Origin of the sequence: Streptomyces marokkonensis, assembly GCF_008312835.1 — a bacterium.
Taxonomy (GTDB): domain Bacteria; phylum Actinomycetota; class Actinomycetes; order Streptomycetales; family Streptomycetaceae; genus Streptomyces; species Streptomyces marokkonensis_A.
In genome coordinates this window covers 96,583-117,029 of record NZ_VSKS01000016.1, presented here as the reverse complement: position 1 = coordinate 117,029, position 20,447 = coordinate 96,583, and the positions used below count along the sequence as shown (strand labels likewise).

The following is a 20,447-nucleotide window of genomic DNA, read 5'->3' as shown; positions in this document are numbered from 1 at the left end:
GCCCGTATGACGATCCGTGTCCTGCTCGCCGACGACCAGGCACTGCTGCGCAGCGCCTTCCGGGTGCTCGTCGACTCCGAGCCGGACATGGAGGTGGTGGGGGAGGCGTCCGACGGCGCGGAGGCGGTCCGGCTGGCCCGGGAGCAGCGCGCCGACGTCGTCCTCATGGACATCCGGATGCCCGGCACCGACGGTCTCGCCGCCACCCGCATGATCGGTGCGGACCCCGAACTCGCCGGGGTCCGGGTGGTGATACTGACGACCTTCGAGGTCGACGACTACGTCGTGCAGTCCCTGCGGGCCGGCGCGTCCGGCTTCCTCGGCAAGGGCTCCGAGCCCGAGGAGATGCTGAACGCCATCCGGATTGCCGCCGAGGGGGAGGCCCTGCTGTCCCCGGTGGCCACCAAGGGCCTGATCGCCCGCTTCCTCGCCCAGGAGGGACCGGGCGGCGACGCCGACCGGGACCCGGCCCGAGCCGAACGGCTCGAGTCGCTCACGGTGCGCGAGCGCGAGGTCCTGGTCCAGGTGGCGGGCGGGCACTCCAACGACGAGATCGCCGAACGCCTCGAAGTCAGCCCGCTGACCGTGAAGACCCACGTCAACCGCGCCATGGCCAAGCTGGGCGCCCGTGACCGGGCCCAGCTGGTGGTCGTCGCCTACGAGTCGGGGCTGGTCCGTCCGAGGGTGGAGTGAGCCGCACGGGGCGTACTGCGGCGGGAGTATGCGCCGTATAAGGAATTGGACCTCGGGTCTACGGATCGGCCCTCATCGATGGCCCAGGGTGTAGAGCGGGCGCCCACTCGCGCGCGCCCGGCTCCCGGACTTCTGCCGCTCCACGGAAAAGAGATCCTGACCATGTCCTGGCTGTCCAGATTCAGCCTCGCGCAACGAGCGCTGATCGGACTGATGTCGATCATCGCGCTCGTCTTCGGGGCGATCGCGATACCCCAGCTCAAGCAGCAGCTGCTGCCGACCATCGAACTGCCCATGGTGTCCGTGATCGCCCCGTACCAGGGCGCGTCCCCGGACGTGGTCGAGTCGCAGGTCGTCGGACCCATCGAGGACAGCCTGGAGGCCGTCGACGGCATCTCGGGCGTCACCTCGACGGCGAGCGAGGGCAACGCCGTGATCATGGCGTCCTTCGACTACGGCAACAACACCCAGCAGCTCGTCGCCGACGTCCAGCAGGCCGTCAACCGGGCCGGCGCCCGCCTCCCGGACGATGTCGACCCGCAGGTCGTCGCCGGCTCCACCGACGACATCCCGACCGTGGTGCTCGCGGTCACCTCGGGCAAGGACCAGCAGGCGCTCGCCGACGAGCTGGACCGGACCGTGGTGCCCGCGCTGGAGAACATCGACGGCGTCGGCCAGGTGATGGTGGACGGCGTACGCGACCTCCAGGTCACCGTCACCCCGGACACCGCGAAGCTGGCGAAGGCGGGTCTCACCGCGCAGTCGCTGTCGGGGGCCCTCCAGGCGGGCGGCGCGACCGTGCCGGCCGGCTCCTTCGACGAGGGCGGCGCCAACCGCACCGTCCAGGTGGGCGGCGGTTTCACCTCGCTGAAGCAGATCGAGGACCTGATGGTCACCGGCGAGCCGGGCAAGGGCAAGCCGGTCCGCCTCGGTGACGTCGCCACCGTGAAGGAGGAGGAGTCCAGGTCCGACTCCCTCACCCGCACCAACGGCAGGCCCAGCCTCGCCGTGATGGCGACCATGGACCACGACGGCAGCGCGGTCGCCATCTCCGACGCCGTCCAGGACAAGCTTCCCGAGCTGCGCGAGGACCTGGGTGACGGCGCCACGCTGACCGTCGTCAGCGACCAGGGCCCGGCCGTGGCCAAGGCCATCGACGGCCTGACCACCGAGGGCGCGCTCGGCCTGCTCTTCGCCGTCCTGGTGATCCTGGTCTTCCTGGCGTCGGTCCGCTCCACCCTGGTCACGGCCGTGTCCATCCCGCTGTCCGTGGTCCTGGCCCTGATCGTGCTGTGGACGCGCGACCTGTCGCTGAACATGCTGACGCTGGGCGCCCTGACCATCGCCATCGGCCGGGTCGTGGACGACTCCATCGTCGTCCTGGAGAACATCAAGCGTCACCTCGGCTACGGCGAGGAGCGCCACTCGGCGATCATGAACGCGGTGCGCGAGGTGGCGGGCGCGGTGACGTCCTCGACGCTCACCACCGTTGCCGTGTTCCTGCCGATCGGCCTGGTCGGCGGCATGGTGGGCGAGCTGTTCGGCTCGTTCAGCCTCACCGTCACGGCGGCGCTGCTGGCGTCCCTGCTGGTGTCGCTGACGGTCGTCCCGGTGCTGTCGTACTGGTTCCTGCGCCCCCCGAAGGGCACCCCGGAGGACGCCGAGGAGGCGCGCAGGATCGCGGAGGAGAAGGAGGCCAGGAGCCGCCTCCAGCGCCTCTACGTCCCGGTGCTGCGCTTCGCCACCCGGCGCAGGCTGACCAGTGTGGCCATCGCGGTCGTCGTCCTGATCGGCACCTTCGCCATGGCGCCGCTGCTCAAGACCAACTTCTTCGACCCGGGCGAGCAGCAGGTCCTCACCGTCCGGCAGGAGCTGAAGCCCGGCGCCAGCCTGGCGGCGACCGACGCCCAGGCGGAGAAGGTCGAGAAGCTGCTCGGCGACACCGAGGGCGTCGAGGACTACCAGGTGACGGTCGGCTCGTCCGGCTTCATGGCGGCCTTCGGCGGCGGTACGGACACCAACCAGGCCACGTACCAGGTGATGCTGGAGGACTCCGCGTCCTCGCAGGACGTGCAGGACCGCATCGAGAAGGGCCTCGGGGAGCTCGACGGCATCGGCACCACCACGATCGCGGCCGGTGACGGCTTCGGCAGCCAGGACCTGAGCGTGGTCGTCAAGGCGGCCGACGCGCAGGTGCTGCGCAAGGCGGCGGACCAGGTGCGCGACGCGGTCGCCTCCCTGGACGACGTCACGGACGTCAGCAGCGACCTGGCGCAGAGCGTGCCCCGCATCTCCGTGAAGGCGGGCGACAAGGCCGCCGCGGCCGGGTTCGACGACCAGACCCTCGGCGCGGCCGTCGCCCAGGCGGTGCGCGGCACCCCGGCCGCCAAGGCGGTCCTCGACGACACCGAGCGCGACGTCGTCATCCGCTCGGCGAAGCCGGCCACCACGGTGGACGAGCTGAAGAACCTGCGCCTGGGCCCGGTGAAGCTGAGTGACGTCGCCACGGTCGAGGTGGTGGACGGTCCCGTCTCCATGACCCGGATCGACGGTCAGCGCGCGGCCACCATCACCGCGAAGCCGACCGGGGACAACACGGGCGCGGTGAGCGCGGACCTCCAGTCGAAGATCGACTCGCTGACGCTCCCGGCGGGCGCGACGGCGGAGATCGGCGGTGTCTCCGAGGACCAGGACGAGGCGTTCCTCAACCTGGGCCTGGCCATGCTGGCCGCGATCGCGATCGTCTTCATGCTGCTGGTCGGCACCTTCCGGTCGCTCGTCCAGCCGCTGATCCTGCTGGTGTCCATCCCGTTCGCGGCGACCGGCGCCATCGGCCTGCTGCTGGTCACCGGCACCCCGATGGGCGTCCCGGCGATGATCGGCATGCTGATGCTCATCGGCATCGTGGTCACCAATGCGATCGTGCTGATCGACCTGATCAACCAGTACCGCGCGCGGGGCCACGGCGTCGTCGAGGCGGTGCTGGAGGGCGGCCGCCACCGTCTGCGGCCGATCCTGATGACGGCCCTGGCGACGATCTTCGCCCTGCTGCCGATGGCGCTCGGCGTCACCGGCGAGGGCGGCTTCATCGCCCAGCCGCTGGCCGTGGTGGTGATCGGCGGTCTGATCACGTCGACGCTGCTGACCCTGCTGCTGGTGCCGACGCTCTACGCGATGCTGGAGCTGCGCAAGGAGCGCCGCGCGAAGAAGCGCGCCGCGAAGAAGGGCGGGTCCGCGCAGCCGTCGCAGGAGCCCGAGCCGGCCCAGGTCTGACGTCCGTCCGTACGACCTTCCCGTACGACGAAGGGGCGCCCCGTGCACGCACGGGGCGCCCCTTCACGTGCCTGCCCTACGGCAGCGCCAGCATCCGCTCCAGCGCCAGCTTCGCGAACGCCTCCGTCTCCTTGTCCACCTCGATGCGGTTGACCAGGTTGCCCTCGGCGAGGGACTCCAGGGCCCACACCAGGTGGGGGAGGTCGATGCGGTTCATGGTGGAGCAGAAACAGACCGTCTTGTCGAGGAAGACGATCTCCTTGCCCTCGGACGCGAAACGGTTCGCCAGACGCCGTACGAGGTTGAGCTCGGTGCCGATGGCCCACTTGGAGCCGGCCGGCGCCGCCTCCAGCGTCTTGATGATGTACTCCGTCGAGCCGACGTGGTCCGCGGCGGCCACGACCTCGTGCTTGCACTCCGGGTGCACCAGCACGTTCACACCCGGTATGCGCTCGCGCACGTCGTTGACCGAGTCGAGGCTGAACCGGCCGTGCACCGAGCAGTGGCCGCGCCACAGGATCATCTTCGCCGCGCGCAGCTCGTCGGCCGTCAGCCCGCCGTTCGGCTTGTGCGGGTTGTAGACGACGCAGTCCTCCAGGGACATCCCCATGTCCCGCACCGCCGTGTTGCGGCCCAGGTGCTGGTCGGGGAGGAACAGGACCTTCTCGCCCTGTTCGAAGGCCCAGTCGAGGGCCCGCCTGGCGTTGGAGGAGGTGCAGATCGTGCCGCCGTGCTTGCCCGTGAAGGCCTTGATGTCGGCGGAGGAGTTCATGTACGAGACGGGGACGACCTGCTCGGCCACCCCGGCCTCGGTCAGCACGTCCCAGCACTCGGCGACCTGCTCGGCGGTGGCCATGTCGGCCATGGAGCAGCCGGCCGCCAGGTCGGGCAGGACGACCTTCTGCTCGTCGCCCGTGAGGATGTCCGCCGACTCGGCCATGAAGTGCACACCACAGAAGACGATGTACTCGGCCTGCGGGCGCGCGGCGGCGTCCCGTGCCAGCTTGAAGGAGTCGCCCGTGACGTCGGCGAACTGGATGACCTCGTCGCGCTGGTAGTGGTGGCCGAGCACGAAGACCTTGTCCCCGAGCTTCTCCTTGGCGGCGCGGGCGCGCTCCACCAGGTCCGGGTCGGACGGCGAGGGGAGGTCGCCGGGACACTCCACACCGCGCTCGCTCCTGGGGTCGGCCTCACGGCCGAGGAGCAGCAGGGCGAGGGGCGTCGGCTGTACGTCGAGCTCCCGGGTCTGGGCGGTGGTCACGGCACGCACCCTTTCTGTTTCTGGCGACTTCTCGTCGAAATGACGCTATCTATCATAACCGGTTCACGTCAGTTTGACGACGGCCATAGCGTCCATGTGACGTGAATCCCGGCGGGCACCGGTTCATTCCCGGAAGGCCCCGCGGGAGCCGGTTTCCGCTCCGCACGGCGTGTGCGAGCATGAGGAGGGAGGCGAGGAAGACACGCGCCCGGCCCGGAATGAATCCGCGGTCCCGCCGGTTGCAATCGTCGGCAAGCAGTCTCCGTACAACCCGGGAGAGATGTAGATGTCCGTATCGGACGAGACCACCACCGTCACCGACGGCATCGTTCTGACCGACGCCGCCGCGTCCAAGGTCAAGGCCCTGCTCGACCAGGAAGGCCGTGACGACCTCGCCCTGCGTGTGGCCGTCCAGCCCGGTGGCTGCTCCGGCCTGCGCTACCAGCTCTTCTTCGACGAGCGTTCGCTCGACGGTGACGTGGAGAAGGACTTCGACGGTGTGAAGGTCGTCACCGACCGCATGAGCGCTCCGTACCTGGGCGGCGCCACCATCGACTTCGTCGACACCATCGAGAAGCAGGGCTTCACGATCGACAACCCGAACGCCACCGGCTCCTGCGCCTGCGGCGACTCCTTCAGCTGAGCCGGGACCTTTCCCCGGCAGCACGCGACGAAGGCGGCGGCCCCCTCCGACAGGGCCGCCGCCTTCGGGCTTTCTCCGTCCGGTCCTACCGGGTGGGCGGCGCCGGCAGCCGGGCACCGTCCTTGCGCAGCGGCACGGGCTCGCCGTCCGCGTCCACCACCTCGCGGCCGCCGAGCGGCGCGTCCAGCCGCACCGTCTGCTGGTACTGCTTGGCGATCAGGATGCACACCTTGTCCGGCCAGGGCGTCTCGGTCACCCGCACCGTCACCTCGCCGCCCTTCTCGCTCGCCGTCGCCCGGTAGTCGGCGCACACACCGCCCGTGAAGGTCACGGTCAGCTCGTCACCCTCTGCGGTGTAGCCCTCGACGTCGACCTCACGCGTGGACGGTGCGGCGGTCGGCCGGTCACCGGGCCCGGACGGCGCGGGGCTGGCCTCCCCGGACGGTGACCCGGAGGCGATGTAGCGCGGGTCCACCGCCGGATGCGTCACGGTGAGCGTGCCGCGCGCGTTCGGCGGCACCACCTCGAACAGCCAGGACGGCACCAGTGCCGGCCGGCCGTCCACGGAATGCGCCGCCAGCCCGAACACCGCCTTCTCGACCGTCAGGGTGTCCTGCTGGGGCGAGGTGCCCGGCGTCCCGCAGGAGGTGCCCCCCTGCTCCTCGTCCAGGGGTACGGGACTCGCGCAGCCGCCGATGCCGGCGTCACGCCCGGTGCCCGGTGCCGCGTTCATCAGGTCCAGCGCCTTGCCGGCGCTCACCGTGGGGTACACGTCCCCCTTCACCGGCTCGGCGAGCCGGCCGTTGCCGCCGACCACCTCGCCCCCGGCCCCGACGACCACGCCGGTCGTCCAGCCGTACGTCGGCAGCCCGCCGATCTCCGGGTCGGCGTTCACCACGCGCCTGCCGCCCATGATCTGGCTCGCGTCGAGCTTCGCGTCGTCCTGCCCCGCGGCCTTCAGGACGGGCGCCGCGGCCTTCTTCGCGGCGGCCTCGCTCACCACGGGACCGCCACCGCCGGACGGGGGCTTGCAGGTGGCGCCCTTGCAGTTGTCGGTGCCCGGGGTGTTCCGGCTGTACGTCCACGAGCCGGGAGCCTCCCGGTCCACCCGCAGGGTGGGCCCGGAGCCGTCCTGGCCGCCGATCAGCCAGGACCCGCCCTCCGCGACCGGCTTCCCGTCCAGCCCCAGCGCCTTCGCCAGCGTGACCACCTGCTGCTGGGTGACCTGCCCCCTGACGTGGTGCACCGGCGCGGAGCCGGGGCCGTCCGGGAGGGGGCCGTCGGCACGGTAGGTGGCCCCGTAGGGATTGGGTTCGCCGGGCGCGATGCCGTTCGCGGCGTCCTCGGAGTAGCCGTCGAGGGTGAGCGGCGGGGGAGTGGCGTCGCCGTTCACCCCCGGGGTCGTACCGCCCCCGGAACCACCGCCGGCACCGGCGGCCAGGTAGGCCCCGCCGCCGCCGACGAGCAGCACCGCGGCGGCGACGGAGGCGATCAGCACGGGCGAACGCCGTCGCGCCGGGCCCTCGGCGGGCTCCTCCTCGGACCGGGGGCCGTCGGCCGGGTGTCCCCCGACGACGGTCTCGTCCTCGCCGTACTCGGGACCGCCCTCGCCGGACTCCCCGGCTCCGGCGTCCGGTCCCGTCGTGTCCGGCCCCGAGGCGGTGGTCTCCCGCTTCTGCGGTTCCGGTGTGGCGGACTCCCGGCCCTGGGGTTCCGGGGTGGCGGACTCCTGCTTCCGCGGTTCCGGTGTGGCGGGCTCCCGGTCCTGCGGTTCCGGTGTGGAGGGCTTCTGCTTCCGCGGTTCCGGTGTGGCGGGCTCCCGGCCCTCCGGTTCCGGGGTGACGGATTCCCGGTCCCGCCGCTCCGGGGCGCCCGTCTCCCCGTCGCCGCCCGAAGCGCCCCCGGTGTCGCGCGTGCTGTCGGCGGCGCGCGCCTCGGCGTCGTCGTTGTCGGGTCGCTCGGTGTTCACCGCATCGCTCCTTCGGCCGCACAACTGTCCCGGGAGACCCATGCCCGGTCGTACCGGGGCTGCTGAAGGGTCGTATCCCGCATCCCCCATACGGGGGACAGCGATGGGACGCAGCGGGGGAGCGCACGGTTCCCCGGGGCCGGCTCAGTCGCCGTAGTCGGACATCGCGTCCAGCAGCCGGGCGGACGCGACAGGCACGTTCACGCCGTGGATCAGGGACGGGGAGACCGGCCGGGCGGCCACCCGGTCCGGGACCGTCCAATGGGGCACCATCCGGGCGCAGTCGCCGCGCAGCGACGCCAGGCCGCCCTCGAGGTCGACCGGGGCGGAGGAGTGGACCTTGATGTTCATCATGTCGGCACCGTATGCACGGCGAAGGTCACGAAGAAAGACCTACTATCGGGTAGTTATGGCCGCTTCTACGGGCCGCTGTCACCCGGTAGCGTGAAGTGTCAACCCGCCTCCCTCAGGAGAATCCACGCCGTGCGCATCGCAGTCACCGGCTCCATCGCCACCGACCACCTCATGACCTTCCCCGGCCGCTTCGCCGACCAGTTCGTCGCGGACCAGCTGCACACGGTCTCGCTGTCCTTCCTGGTCGACAACCTCGACGTGCGCCGGGGTGGCGTGGGGGCGAACATCGCCTTCGGGATGGGCCAGCTCGGCACCCGCCCGATCCTGGTCGGGGCCGCCGGCTTCGACTTCGACGAGTACCGGGCCTGGCTGGACCGGCACGGCGTCGACACCGACTCCGTCCGCATCTCCGACACCCTGCACACCGCACGCTTCGTGTGCACCACGGACTCCGACCACAACCAGATCGGCTCCTTCTACACGGGCGCGATGAGCGAGGCCCGCCTGATCGAGCTGAAGACAGTCGCCGACCGCGTGGGCGGCCTGGACCTGGTCTCCATCGGGGCCGACGACCCGGAGGCGATGCTCCGGCACACCGAGGAGTGCCGCACCCGGAGCATCCCGTTCGCCGCCGACTTCTCCCAGCAGATCGCCCGGATGAACGGCGAGGAGATCCGGATACTGCTGGAAGGGGCGACCTACCTCTTCTCCAACGAGTACGAGAAGGGGCTCATCGAGACGAAGACCGGCTGGAGCGACGCGGAGATCCTCGACCGGGTCGGCCACCGCGTCACCACCCTCGGCGCGCGCGGCGTCCGCATCGAGCGCGCCGGCGAGGAGACGATCGAGGTCGGGTGCCCCGACGAGGAGACCAAGGCCGACCCGACCGGCGTGGGCGACGCCTTCCGCGCGGGCTTCATGTCGGGACTGGCGTGGGGCGTTCCGCTCGAGCGGGCGGCGCAGGTCGGCTGCATGCTGGCGACGCTCGTCATCGAGACGGTCGGCACCCAGGAGTACCAGCTGCGCCGGGGCCACTTCATGGAGCGCTTCACCAAGGCGTACGGGGACGAGGCGGCCGAAGAGGTCCGCGCGCACCTGAGCTGACCCCCCGGGTGCACCCGCGCGGCTCCGCCGCGCGGGGCCACGGCGGGTCAGCTCGACCGGCGGACCACATAGACGGAGCCCCGGTCCGCCGGTTCCTCGCCCACGTACTCCTGGCCGCGCATCTCGCACCACGCGGGGATGTCCAGGCGGGCCGCCTCGTCGTCGGCCAGGACGCGGACCGTGCCGCCCACCGGGACGTCCCCGATGACCTTGGCCAGCTCGATCACCGGGATCGGGCAGCGCCGGCCCAGCGCGTCGACGACCAGGGCCTCGTCCCGCTCCCGCGTCACCACCTCACGGGCGGACACCGGTGCGCCCAGCTTCTCCCGCACCCCGGCCACCACCTCCGGCAGGACGGCCAGGAAGCGCTCGACGTCCTCCTCCCGCGTGCCCGGCGGCAGCGAGACCCGGATGTTGCCCTCGCTGAGCACCCCCATCGCCCTGAGCACATGGCTCGGCGTCAGCGTGCTGCTCGTGCAGGACGACCCGGACGACACGGAGAAACCGGCGCGGTCCAGTTCGTGCAGCAGGGTCTCCCCGTCGACATAGAGACAGGAGAAGGTGACGATCCCCGGCAGCCGCCGCTCCGGGTCGCCGACCACCTCCACGTCCGGCACCAGCCGCGGCACCCGCGCGCGGATCCGCTCCGTCAGTTCCCGCAGCCGCGCCGACTCCTCCGCCGCCTCCGCCCGCACCGCCCGCAGGGACGCCGCCGCGGCCCCGATCGCCGGCAGGTTCTCGAACCCGGCCGCCCGCCCCGACTCCCTCTCGTCCCGTGGCCCCTGGGGCGCGAACCGCACCCCCTTGCGCACGACGAGCAGTCCCGCGCCCGACGGCCCGCCCCACTTGTGCGCGCTCGCCGCGAGCAGCGACCAGCCGCCCTCCACCGGCCCCCAGCCCAGCGACTGGGCCGCGTCCACCAGCAGCGGCACCCCCGCCGACCGGCACGCCTCGGCCACCTCGGCCACCGGCTGCACGGTCCCCACCTCGTGGTTGGCCGACTGCAGACACGCCAGCGCGGTGTCCGGCCGCAGCGCCGCGGCGTACGCGGACGGGCTCACGGCTCCCGTGCGGTCCACCGCGACCTCGGTGACCGACCCCCCGCCGGCCTGGTGGACTTCCGCCGCATGGAGCACAGAAGAGTGTTCGACCGCTGACACGATCAGGTGGTGCCCGGCGCGCCGCCGCCCGGCCAGCGCCCCCGCGATCCCGGAGTGCACCGCCCGGGTGCCGGACGGCGTGAACACCAGCTCGTCCGGCCGGCACCCCACCGCCTCCGCGGCGGCCTCCCGCGCCGCGTCCAGCAGCAGCCGCGCCCGCCGCCCCTCCCGGTAGAGCCGTGCGGGATCCGCCCACCCCTCGTCGAGCGAGGCCATCAACGCCTGACGGGCGACGGGATGAAGGGGAGCGCCGGAAGCGGCGTCGAAGTAGGACACACGGCAACGCTAACCCCCGCCGGGGCGGCGTCCCCGGGGCGGGAGGCCGCTCCGGTACGCGGCCGCGTCGCGGTCGCGATCGGCCCGCGACGGCCCGCACCCGCCAAATCAGCGAACGCCCCACCCACTAGGCCCCCCTCCCCGCAACCCCCCGGAGGGCGTCGGCTAGGGTTTGGTCCGCATAAACATCCAAACCCCTGCCCGACGCAGGGCGGCGACCGACCAGCGAGAAGGCAGGCCGCAGCCAATCCGCGCGGGCGAGACTCTCGGGAAGGCGCTACGTGAGTCCCAACGGCTCCGACCGCTCGCCGCGGCGCCCGATGCGGCGGAAGCTGCTGCAGGCACTGACCGCGGGCCTGGTCCTGGCGACCGCCACCGGTTGCACATGGGAGGACTTCCCCCGCCTTGGTATGCCCACCCCCACCACGGAAGAGGCTCCGCGGATCCTCTCCCTGTGGCAGGGATCCTGGGCCGCCGCGCTCGTCGTCGGCGTGCTGGTGTGGGGCCTGATCCTGTGGAGTGCTTTCTTCCACCGGCGCAGCCGCACCAAGGTGGAGGTACCTCCGCAGACCCGGTACAACATGCCCATCGAGGCGCTGTACACGGTGGTTCCGCTCATCATCGTCTCGGTGTTCTTCTATTTCACCGCCCGCGACGAATCCGAGCTGCTGAAGCTCGAGAAGAGTCCCGACGTCACGGTCAACGTGGTCGGCTTCCAGTGGAGCTGGTGCTTCAACTACGTCGAGAACGTCGACGGTTCCACGGGCGACGCCAAGAAGTCCAAGGAACTGGAAGCGATTCCGGACCGCTACAAGGACGCCTTCCCGGCGAACGCCGGCGGTGTCTACGACTGCGGTGTCCCCGGCACCCGGAACCCGCAGACCAACAACCCGGGCCCCACCCTGTGGCTGCCCGAGGGCAAGCGGGTCCGCTTCGTGCTGACCTCGCGTGATGTCATCCACTCCTTCTGGGTGGTGCCGTTCCTGATGAAGCAGGACGTCATCCCGGGCCACACCAACGCCTTCGAGGTGACCCCCAACCGTGAGGGCACCTTCCTCGGCAAGTGCGCCGAGCTCTGCGGCGTCGACCACTCCCGGATGCTGTTCAACGTGAAGGTCGTCTCCCCCGAGCGCTACGAGCAGCACCTGAAGGACCTCGTGAAGAAGGGGCAGACCGGTTACGTGCCCGCCGGCATCGGACAGACGGGCCCTGAGAAGAACCGGGAGTCGAACATCCTGTGAGCATCCTCAATCAACCTCAGGGTGCCGAGGCAGCCGGGTCCCACTACGAGGACGAGCTGCCGGTGCGGCGCCAGAACCGTGGCAGCGTCGTGGTCAAGTGGCTGACGACCACGGACCACAAGACGATCGGCACGCTGTATCTGGTGACGTCGTTCGTGTTCTTCGTCATCGGTGGCGTGATGGCGCTCGTCATGCGCGCCGAGCTGGCCCGGCCGGGTCTGCAGATCGTGTCGAACGAGCAGTTCAACCAGGCGTTCACGATGCACGGCACGATCATGCTGCTGATGTTCGCGACGCCGCTGTTCGCCGGTTTCGCGAACTGGATCATGCCGCTGCAGATCGGCGCGCCCGACGTGGCGTTCCCGCGGCTGAACATGTTCGCCTACTGGCTCTACCTGTTCGGCTCGCTGATCGCGGTCGCCGGCTTCCTCACCCCGGACGGCGCGGCCGGCTTCGGCTGGTTCGCCTACTCCCCGCTGTCGGACGCGGTCCGCTCGCCGGGCATCGGCGCCGACATGTGGATCATGGGCCTGGCGTTCTCCGGCTTCGGAACGATCCTCGGCTCGGTCAACTTCATCACCACGATCATCTGCATGCGCGCTCCGGGCATGACGATGTTCCGCATGCCGATCTTCACCTGGAACGTGCTGCTGACCGGTGTGCTGGTCCTGCTCGCCTTCCCGGTGCTGGCGGCGGCGCTGTTCGCCCTCGAGGCGGACCGCAAGTTCGGGGCGCACATCTTCGACTCGGCCAACGGAGGGGCGCTGCTCTGGCAGCACCTGTTCTGGTTCTTCGGCCATCCCGAGGTGTACATCATCGCGCTGCCGTTCTTCGGCATCGTCTCCGAGATCATCCCGGTCTTCTCCCGCAAGCCGATGTTCGGCTACATGGGCCTGATCGGCGCGACCATCGCGATCGCGGGTCTGTCGGTGACGGTGTGGGCGCACCACATGTACGTCACGGGCGGCGTGCTGCTGCCGTTCTTCTCCTTCATGACCTTCCTGATCGCGGTACCGACCGGTGTGAAGTTCTTCAACTGGATCGGCACCATGTGGAAGGGCAGTCTCTCCTTCGAGACACCGATGCTCTGGACGCTGGGCTTCCTGATCACCTTCACCTTCGGTGGTCTGACCGGCGTCATCCTGGCCTCGCCCCCGCTGGACTTCCACGTCTCCGACAGCTACTTCGTGGTGGCGCACTTCCACTACGTGGTGTTCGGCACCGTGGTGTTCGCGATGTTCGCCGGCTTCCACTTCTGGTGGCCGAAGTTCACCGGCAAGATGCTCGACGAGCGGCTCGGCAAGATCACCTTCTGGACGCTGTTCGTGGGCTTCCACGGCACCTTCCTCGTCCAGCACTGGCTGGGTGTCGAGGGCATGCCGCGCCGGTACGCGGACTACCTCGCGGCCGACGGCTTCACCGCGCTGAACACCGTGTCGACGATCGCCTCGTTCCTGCTCGGCCTGTCGCTCCTGCCGTTCTTCTACAACATCTGGAAGACGGCCAAGTACGGCAAGCCGGTCGGCGTCGACGACCCGTGGGGCTACGGCCGCTCCCTGGAGTGGGCGACCTCCTGCCCGCCGCCGCGGCACAACTTCCTCACCCTGCCGCGGATCCGCAGTGAATCCCCGGCGTTCGACCTTCACCACCCGGAGATCGCCGCACTCGACGAGCTCGAGAACGCCGGTCACGGTGAGAAGGCCCTCTCCGGTGGCAAGGAGGCCGGCAAGTGAAGATCCAGGGCAAGATGTTCATGTGGCTGAGCGTCTTCTTCCTCCTCGTCGCCGTGGTCTACGGCGTCTGGGCGAAGGAGCCGGTCGGCACCACCGCCCTCTTCCTGGCCTTCGGCCTGAGCATCATGATCGGCTTCTACCTGGGCTTCACCGCCCGGCGGGTCGACGTGGGCGCGCAGGACAACAAGGAAGCGGACGTCGCCGACGACGCCGGCGAGGTCGGGTTCTTCAGCCCGCACAGCTGGCAGCCGCTCTCGCTCGCCGTGGGTGGTGCCCTGGCCTTCCTGGGCGTCGCGGTCGGCTGGTGGCTGATGTACTTCTCGGCGCCGCTGCTCCTGATCGGCATCTGGGGCTGGGTCTTCGAGTACTACCGCGGTGAGAACCGCACCCAGTAGCACGCGGTACGGCACTTCGGGGCCCGGACACTCCGTCAGGAGCGTCCGGGCCCCGTCTTTCGCCCCGGCCCTTCACCCGTTCGGACCGTCCAGTGGGCCGAGGCCGGCACGGCTTCCTAGCGTGAGGCCATGAGACACACAGAGTTCCGTGGCGCAGGCGGCCGCCGGAGCCGGGTCGTCGGCTGCACGCTGGTGATCGCCCTCGGCGCGGGCGTCACCGGCTGCACCTCCGACGGCGACCCGCTGGCCGCCGAGCCGTACGACGCGGCGGACCAGATCTCCTTCAGCGGATCCGTCGAGGCGGGCAAGCAGGCCGACCCCGACAAGCCCCTGGAGGTCGTCGCCGAGGACTCCGACGGGCGGATCACCGACGTCACCGCCGTGGACGCCTCGGGGCGCCACGTGGCGGGCGAACTGGCCGCCGACGGCAGCCGCTGGCACAGCACCTCCCCGCTGGCCGCCGGCGCCCGGTACACGGTCCGGGTGAGCACCGAGAACGAGGACGGGGCCCCCGGCCGCAAGGTCCTCACCTTCACCACCGGCCGGCCCACCAGCACCAAGCGCCTGGCCGTCACCTTCGGCCCCGAGGCGGGCACGTACGGTGTCGGCCAGCCCGTCACCGCCGAGCTCAACGAACCCGTCAGGGACCGGGCGCAGCGCGCCGTCGTGGAACGCGCCCTCAAGGTCGACTCCACGCCCGCCGTGAGCGGCGCCTGGCACTGGGTCGACGACAAGAAGCTGCACTACCGCCCGAAGGACTACTGGCCCGCGCACGCGACCGTCCGGGTGCGCAGCGCCCTGGAGGGCATCAGGGTCGGCGACCGGCTGCGGGGTGGTACGTCCAAGCCGCTGACGATCCGCACCGGTGACCGGGTCATAGCCCTGACCGACGCGGCCGCGCACCGGCTGACCGTCCACAAGAACGGCGAGGAGATCAAGCAGATCCCCGTCACCACCGGCAAGCCCGGCTTCGAGACCCGCAACGGCGTCAAGGTGGTCCTGGCCAAGGAACCCTTCGTACGCATGCGCAGCAGCACCGTCGGCATCGCCGAGGGCTCGGCGGAGTCGTACGACCTGGACGTCCACTTCGCCACCCGGGTGACCTGGAGCGGCGAGTACGTGCACGCCGCCCCGTGGTCGGTCGGCTCCCAGGGCTTCGCCAACGTCAGCCACGGCTGTGTGGGCATGAGCACCGACAACGCCAAGTGGTTCTTCGACAACGTCCGACAGGGCGACATCGTCGAGGTGGTCAACTCGGCCGGCGAGACGATGGAACCCTTCGGCAACGGCTTCGGCGACTGGAACCTGGACTGGACCAAATGGCGAGCGGGCAGCGCGCTGACGACCGACGCCGCCCAGAGCCCCCAGGAAACGGCACGCCTCCGGCCAACGGCTGTGTAGCTCCCCGAAAGGGGGGCGGGGCCATATCGGCATGCGGCTCCGCCGCGCGGGCGCGACCAGCCACAACGGCCCCGCAGCCGCCGTGCGACAAGAGGAACCGGACGCTAGGCGCTCTGCAGACGCTTCTGCCGCAGCAGCGCGGCCAGCGCCCCCGCGAACTCGACCGGCTCCACCGGCAGGGTCACCGCGGACTCGGCCCGGCTCCACGTCGCCAGCCACGCGTCCTGCGGCCGCCCGATCAGCAACAGCACCGGCGGACAGTTGAACACCTCGTCCTTGATCTGGCGGCACAGACCCATGCCCCCCATCGGCACGGCCTCACCGTCCAGCACGCACACGTCGATGCCACCCCGGTCCAGCTCCGTGATCACGGCCGCCGGGGTCGCGCACTCCACGAACTCCACTACGGGCACGTCCGGAGCCGGCCGCCGCCCGGTCGCGAGGCGCACCTGCTCCCGGGTGTTGGCGTCGTCGCTGTAGACCAGCACCGTGGCGGTCGCCTGCATTGTTCCTCCACGCGTAAGAGAGAGGGCACGGCTCTGTCGGGAACTTCGGGTACCGATGGCGCGGATGCTACCCCCTCGGGCCGCCTGTCAACACTGGTTCGGACACGGCTTCGAAGAGGCGTCCGGTGGGCCATCCGGGCAGTCCAGAAGGGGGGAACACACCGAACGGCACCCCCGGGAGTGAGGGCGGGATAAGCGACCGACATAATGTCGGCGTGGCGACAGCAACGACAGTAGATACCGGGCACGCGCACCCGTCGGTCAACCGACCGAACCTCACCAGCGTCGGAACCATCATCTGGCTGAGTTCCGAGCTGATGTTCTTCGCGGCCCTCTTCGCGATGTACTTCACCCTGCGATCGGTGACCGGACCCGACTTCTGGTCGGAGAAGGCCGACACCCTGAACTTCCCGTTCTCGGCGACGAACACCACGATCCTGGTGCTCTCCTCCCTCACCTGCCAGCTCGGCGTGTTCGCCGCCGAGCGCGGTGACGTGAAGAAGCTCCGGATGTGGTTCATCGTCACCTTCATCATGGGCGCCGTCTTCATCGGCGGTCAGGTCTTCGAGTACACCGAGCTGGTCAAGCACGAGGGCCTGTCCCTCTCCTCCGACCCGTACGGCTCGGCGTTCTACCTGACCACCGGCTTCCACGGCCTGCACGTGACGGGCGGTCTCATCGCCTTCCTGCTGGTCCTGGGCCGGACCTACGCGGCCCGGAGGTTCACTCATGACCAGGCGACCGCGGCCATCGTCGTGTCCTACTACTGGCACTTCGTCGATGTCGTCTGGATCGGCCTCTTCGCCACGATCTACATGATCAAGTAGCGGGACCGCATCCGCGCGCTCGAAGCAGCGCACCAACCAGAAGCATCGACGCAGAAGATCCTGACACCGGGGTAATCCGTGAAAAAGCTCTCCGCACGACGACGCCACCCGCTGGCGGCGCTCGTCGTCCTACTCCTCGCGCTGGCATGCACCGGGGGGCTCTACGCCGTGTTCGCACCCGCGGACAAGGCGCAGGCCGACGAAACCGCCCAGTCCCTCACCATCGAGGAGGGCAAGAAGCTCTACGCGGTCGGCTGCGCCAGCTGCCACGGCACCGGCGGTCAGGGCACCTCCGACGGTCCGAGCCTGGTGGGCGTGGGCGCCGCCGCCGTCGACTTCCAGGTGAGCACCGGCCGTATGCCGGCCGCCACCTCGCAGGGCGCGCAGATCCCGAAGAAGCCTGCCGTCTACAGCCAGGCCGAGATCGACCAGCTGGCGGCGTACATCGCCTCCCTGGGCGCCGGCCCGGCCATTCCCACCGAGGAGCAGTACGGCCCCGAGGGTGCCGACATCGCCAAGGGCGGTGAACTGTTCCGCAACAACTGCGCGCAGTGCCACAACTTCACCGGCAAGGGTGGTGCGCTCACCCACGGCAAGTACGCCCCGAACCTCGAGGACGTCGCGCCCAAGTACATCTACGAGGCCATGCTCACCGGCCCGCAGAACATGCCCTCGTTCCCCGACAGCACGCTGTCGGAGCAGAACAAGAAGGACGTCATCGCGTACCTGAACGCGGTCAACAGCGACGAGTCCGACAGCCCCGGTGGCCTCGAGCTCGGCGGACTCGGCCCGGTGGCGGAGGGTCTGTTCGCCTGGGTCTTCGGACTGGGCGCGCTGGTCGCGGTCGCCGTCTGGGTCGCCGCTCGGACCGCAAAGGCCAAGAAGTCATGAGTAGCCAAGACATTCCCGAAGAGAACCTGCCCGCAGCGCAGGACACCGCGCACGGCGCCGTGAAGCTGGCGGACGAGAAGAACCCGTTCGCCGACCCTGGCCTGCCGCCCCACGAGCACCGGATCCAGGACATCGACGAGCGGGCCGCCAAGCGGTCCGAGCGCACGGTGGCCCTGCTGTTCACGCTGTCGATGCTGGCCACCGTCGGCTTCATCGCCTCGTACGTGACGATCCCGGTCGACAAGACGGTCTACATCTTCCCGCTCGGTCGCATCAGCGCGCTGAACTTCGCGCTCGGTATGACCCTCGGTGTCGCCCTGTTCGCCATCGGCGCCGGCGCGGTCCACTGGGCCCGCACGCTGATGTCGGACCACGAGATCGCCGACGAGCGTCACCCGATCGAGGCCTCCCCCGAGGTCAAGGCGAAGGTCATGGACGACTTCCGCCAGGGTGCCAAGGAGTCCGCGCTCGGCCGTCGCAAGCTGATCCGCAACACGATGTTCGGCGCGCTCGCCCTGTTCCCGCTCTCCGGCGTGGTGCTGCTGCGCGACCTCGGGCCGCTGCCCGGGACCAAGCTGCGCGAGACCCTGTGGTCCAAGGGCAAGCTGCTCATCAACCAGAACACGAACGAGCCGATGCGGCCGTCCGACATCATCGTGGGTTCGCTGACCTTCGCCAAGCCCGAGGGCCTGGACGAGCACGACCACGGCTTCCAGACCGAGATCGCCAAGGCCGCCCTGATGCTGGTCCGCATCCAGCCGGACGACATCAAGGACAAGCAGGCGCTCGAGTGGTCGCACGAGGGCATCCTCGCGTACTCGAAGATCTGCACCCACGTCGGCTGCCCGATCTCCCTGTACGAGCAGCAGACGCATCACGCGCTGTGCCCCTGTCACCAGTCCACCTTCGACCTCGCCGACGGTGCCCGGGTCATCTTCGGTCCCGCCGGTCACGCCCTGCCGCAGCTGCGCATCGGCGTGAACGACGAGGGCTACCTCGAAGCGCTCGGCGACTTCGACGAGCCCGTCGGTCCTGCCTTCTGGGAGCGCGGATGAGTACCACAACGACCCCTGAGTCCCGCTCGCGCGGGAAGGCACCGGCCGGCGAGCGCGTCGCCGACTGGGCTGACGGCCGGCTGGGGATCTACTCCCTGGCCAAGGCCAACATGCGCAAGATCTTCCCCGACCACTGGTCGTTCATGCTGGGTGAGGTCTGCCTCTACAGCTTCCTCATCATCATCCTCACGGGTGTGTACCTGACGCTGTTCTTCCACCCGTCGATGAACGAGGTGGAGTACCACGGCTCGTACGTGCCGCTGCAGGGCCAGCTGATGAGTGAGGCCTACAAGTCGACGCTGGACATCAGCTTCGACGTCCGTGGCGGTCTGCTGATCCGGCAGATCCACCACTGGGCCGCGCTGGTCTTCCTGGCCGGGATGTTCGTGCACATGATGCGCGTGTTCTTCACCGGCGCGTTCCGCAAGCCGCGTGAGATCAACTGGCTGTTCGGCTTCCTGCTGTTCGTCCTGGGCATGTTCACCGGTTTCACCGGCTACTCGCTCCCGGACGACCTGCTCTCCGGCACCGGTATCCGCTTCATGGAGGGCGCGATCCTGTCCGTGCCGATCGTCGGCACGTACATCTCGTTCTTCCTCTTCGGCGGAGAGTTCCCCGGCGACGACTTCGTGGCCCGGTTCTTCTCGATCCACGTCCTGCTGCTGCCGGGCATCATGCTCGGCCTCGTGGTGGCCCACCTGATCCTGGTCTTCTACCACAAGCACACGCAGTTCGCGGGTCCCGGCAAGACCAACAAGAACGTCGTGGGCATGCCGCTGCTGCCGGTGTACATGGCCAAGGCCGGAGGCTTCTTCTTCCTGGTCTTCGGCGCGCTCGCGGCCCTCTCGGCGATCGCCACGATCAACCCCATCTGGAACATCGGCCCCTACCGGCCGGACATGGTCTCCACCGGCGCCCAGCCCGACTGGTACATGGGCTTCTCCGAGGGCCTGATCCGTGTCATGCCGGGCTGGGAGATCAACTTCTGGGGTCACACGCTCGTCCTGGGCGTGTTCATCCCGCTGCTGATCTTCCCGCTGGTCCTGGTGTCGATCGCGGTGTACCCGTTCATCGAGTCCTGGGTCACCGGCGACAAGCGCGAGCACCACATCCTCGACCGCCCGCGCAACGCCCCGACGCGCACCGCCTTCGGCGTCGCCTGGATCACGCTGTACTTCGTGCTCCTCGTCGGTGGTGGCAACGACCTGTGGGCCACCCACTTCCACCTGTCGATCAACGCCATCACCTGGTTCGTACGGATCGCGTTCTTCGTCGCGCCGGTCCTGGCGTTCATCGTCACCAAGCGGATCTGCCTCGGCCTCCAGCGCCGGGACCGGGACAAGGTGCTGCACGGCCGTGAGGCGGGCATCATCAAGCGCCTGCCGCACGGTGAGTTCATCGAGGTCCACGAGCCGCTCAGCCAGGAGCAGCTGTACACCCTCACCGCGCACGAGCAGTACAAGCCGGTCGAGATCGGCCCGACGGTCGACGAGAACGGTGTCCGGCGCAAGGTGAAGATGTCCGAGAAGCTGCGCGCCAAGCTCAGCAAGGGTTACTACGGCGGGGAGTCCCAGATTCCGAAGCCGACCGTCGAGGAGTACAAGGAGATCACGAGCGGCCACGGCCACCACTGATCACCTCCAGCGCCTCACCTCAGTCGCCACA

17 protein-coding genes are annotated in these 20,447 nt (G+C 69.7%); 12 read left to right on the top strand and 5 right to left on the bottom strand.

Annotation, left to right across the window (positions count from 1 at the left end; translation table 11 throughout):
- Nucleotides 1–6 precede the first annotated feature (6 nt).
- Entirely contained in the window at nucleotides 7–693 is a 687-nt protein-coding gene (locus F1615_RS25160) for a response regulator (RefSeq protein WP_149551354.1), read from the top strand.
- Between the two features lie 162 nt (nucleotides 694–855).
- Nucleotides 856–3,966, top strand: coding sequence for an efflux RND transporter permease subunit (locus F1615_RS25155; RefSeq protein ID WP_149551353.1), 3,111 nt, complete (start codon nucleotides 856–858; stop codon nucleotides 3,964–3,966).
- A 76-nt stretch (nucleotides 3,967–4,042) separates the two neighbouring features.
- Here the strand turns inward: F1615_RS25155 and nadA are convergent, their stop codons facing one another.
- Nucleotides 4,043–5,227, bottom strand: coding sequence for a quinolinate synthase NadA (nadA, locus tag F1615_RS25150; RefSeq protein WP_149551352.1), 1,185 nt, complete (start codon nucleotides 5,225–5,227; stop codon nucleotides 4,043–4,045).
- Between the two features lie 286 nt (nucleotides 5,228–5,513).
- Between nadA and erpA the strand changes: the two genes are divergently transcribed.
- Nucleotides 5,514–5,870 carry an iron-sulfur cluster insertion protein ErpA gene (gene erpA, locus F1615_RS25140; RefSeq protein WP_073946606.1) on the top strand — a complete coding sequence of 119 codons (357 nt, stop codon included), beginning with the start codon at nucleotides 5,514–5,516 and terminating at the stop codon, nucleotides 5,868–5,870.
- Between the two features lie 85 nt (nucleotides 5,871–5,955).
- Here erpA and F1615_RS25135 read toward each other — a convergent pair whose 3' ends face one another.
- Both F1615_RS25135 and F1615_RS25130 read right to left on the bottom strand, forming a co-directional pair.
- Nucleotides 5,956–7,839 carry a hypothetical protein gene (locus tag F1615_RS25135; RefSeq protein ID WP_244328832.1) on the bottom strand — a complete coding sequence of 628 codons (1,884 nt, stop codon included), beginning with the start codon at nucleotides 7,837–7,839 and terminating at the stop codon, nucleotides 5,956–5,958.
- A 144-nt stretch (nucleotides 7,840–7,983) separates the two neighbouring features.
- Complete coding sequence (locus F1615_RS25130) at nucleotides 7,984–8,193, bottom strand: hypothetical protein (protein ID WP_149551350.1); 210 nt, start codon at nucleotides 8,191–8,193, stop codon at nucleotides 7,984–7,986.
- Nucleotides 8,194–8,322: 129 nt separating this feature from the next.
- On the opposite strand from F1615_RS25130, the gene F1615_RS25125 reads away from it, so the two are divergent.
- Complete coding sequence (locus tag F1615_RS25125; RefSeq protein ID WP_149551349.1) at nucleotides 8,323–9,297, top strand: carbohydrate kinase family protein; 975 nt, start codon at nucleotides 8,323–8,325, stop codon at nucleotides 9,295–9,297.
- Between the two features lie 47 nt (nucleotides 9,298–9,344).
- On the opposite strand, the gene F1615_RS25120 is transcribed toward F1615_RS25125, so the two are convergent.
- Nucleotides 9,345–10,733 (bottom strand): cysteine desulfurase/sulfurtransferase TusA family protein, encoded by a 1,389-nt coding sequence (locus F1615_RS25120; RefSeq protein ID WP_149551348.1) that lies wholly within the window; start codon nucleotides 10,731–10,733, stop codon nucleotides 9,345–9,347.
- A gap of 281 nt (nucleotides 10,734–11,014) precedes the next feature.
- On the opposite strand from F1615_RS25120, the gene coxB reads away from it, so the two are divergent.
- The 4 genes from coxB to F1615_RS25100 all read left to right on the top strand — a co-directional run bounded on the left by coxB (nucleotide 11,015) and on the right by F1615_RS25100 (nucleotide 15,503).
- On the top strand, nucleotides 11,015–11,974 hold the full coding sequence (gene coxB / locus F1615_RS25115; RefSeq protein ID WP_149551347.1) for a cytochrome c oxidase subunit II: 960 nt from the start codon (nucleotides 11,015–11,017) through the stop codon (nucleotides 11,972–11,974).
- A complete protein-coding gene (ctaD, locus tag F1615_RS25110) occupies nucleotides 11,971–13,707 on the top strand; it encodes a cytochrome c oxidase subunit I (protein WP_149551346.1) in 1,737 nt (578 codons plus the stop codon). The genes coxB and ctaD overlap by 4 nt, the downstream gene beginning before the upstream one ends.
- Entirely contained in the window at nucleotides 13,704–14,102 is a 399-nt protein-coding gene (locus F1615_RS25105; RefSeq protein WP_149551345.1) for a cytochrome c oxidase subunit 4, read from the top strand. The genes ctaD and F1615_RS25105 overlap by 4 nt, the downstream gene beginning before the upstream one ends.
- Nucleotides 14,103–14,231: 129 nt before the next feature.
- The gene (locus tag F1615_RS25100; protein ID WP_149551344.1) at nucleotides 14,232–15,503 is read left to right on the top strand and encodes a L,D-transpeptidase; all 1,272 of its coding nucleotides are present in this window, start codon (nucleotides 14,232–14,234) and stop codon (nucleotides 15,501–15,503) included.
- Nucleotides 15,504–15,607: 104 nt separating this feature from the next.
- Here F1615_RS25100 and F1615_RS25095 read toward each other — a convergent pair whose 3' ends face one another.
- Nucleotides 15,608–16,009, bottom strand: coding sequence for a response regulator transcription factor (locus F1615_RS25095; RefSeq protein ID WP_149551343.1), 402 nt, complete (start codon nucleotides 16,007–16,009; stop codon nucleotides 15,608–15,610).
- 215 nt (nucleotides 16,010–16,224) lie between these two features.
- Here F1615_RS25095 and F1615_RS25090 point away from each other — a divergent pair, with 215 nt between their 5' ends.
- The 4 genes from F1615_RS25090 (at nucleotide 16,225) to F1615_RS25075 (ending at nucleotide 20,416) form a co-directional block, all read left to right on the top strand.
- Entirely contained in the window at nucleotides 16,225–16,836 is a 612-nt protein-coding gene (locus tag F1615_RS25090; protein ID WP_149551342.1) for a cytochrome c oxidase subunit 3, read from the top strand.
- Between the two features lie 78 nt (nucleotides 16,837–16,914).
- A complete protein-coding gene (locus F1615_RS25085; RefSeq protein WP_149551341.1) occupies nucleotides 16,915–17,727 on the top strand; it encodes a c-type cytochrome in 813 nt (270 codons plus the stop codon).
- Nucleotides 17,724–18,782 carry a ubiquinol-cytochrome c reductase iron-sulfur subunit gene (locus F1615_RS25080; RefSeq protein WP_149551340.1) on the top strand — a complete coding sequence of 353 codons (1,059 nt, stop codon included), beginning with the start codon at nucleotides 17,724–17,726 and terminating at the stop codon, nucleotides 18,780–18,782. Before F1615_RS25085 ends, F1615_RS25080 begins: the two co-directional genes overlap by 4 nt.
- Nucleotides 18,779–20,416 (top strand): cytochrome b, encoded by a 1,638-nt coding sequence (locus F1615_RS25075; RefSeq protein ID WP_149551339.1) that lies wholly within the window; start codon nucleotides 18,779–18,781, stop codon nucleotides 20,414–20,416. Before F1615_RS25080 ends, F1615_RS25075 begins: the two co-directional genes overlap by 4 nt.
- Nucleotides 20,417–20,447: the final 31 nt, after the last annotated feature.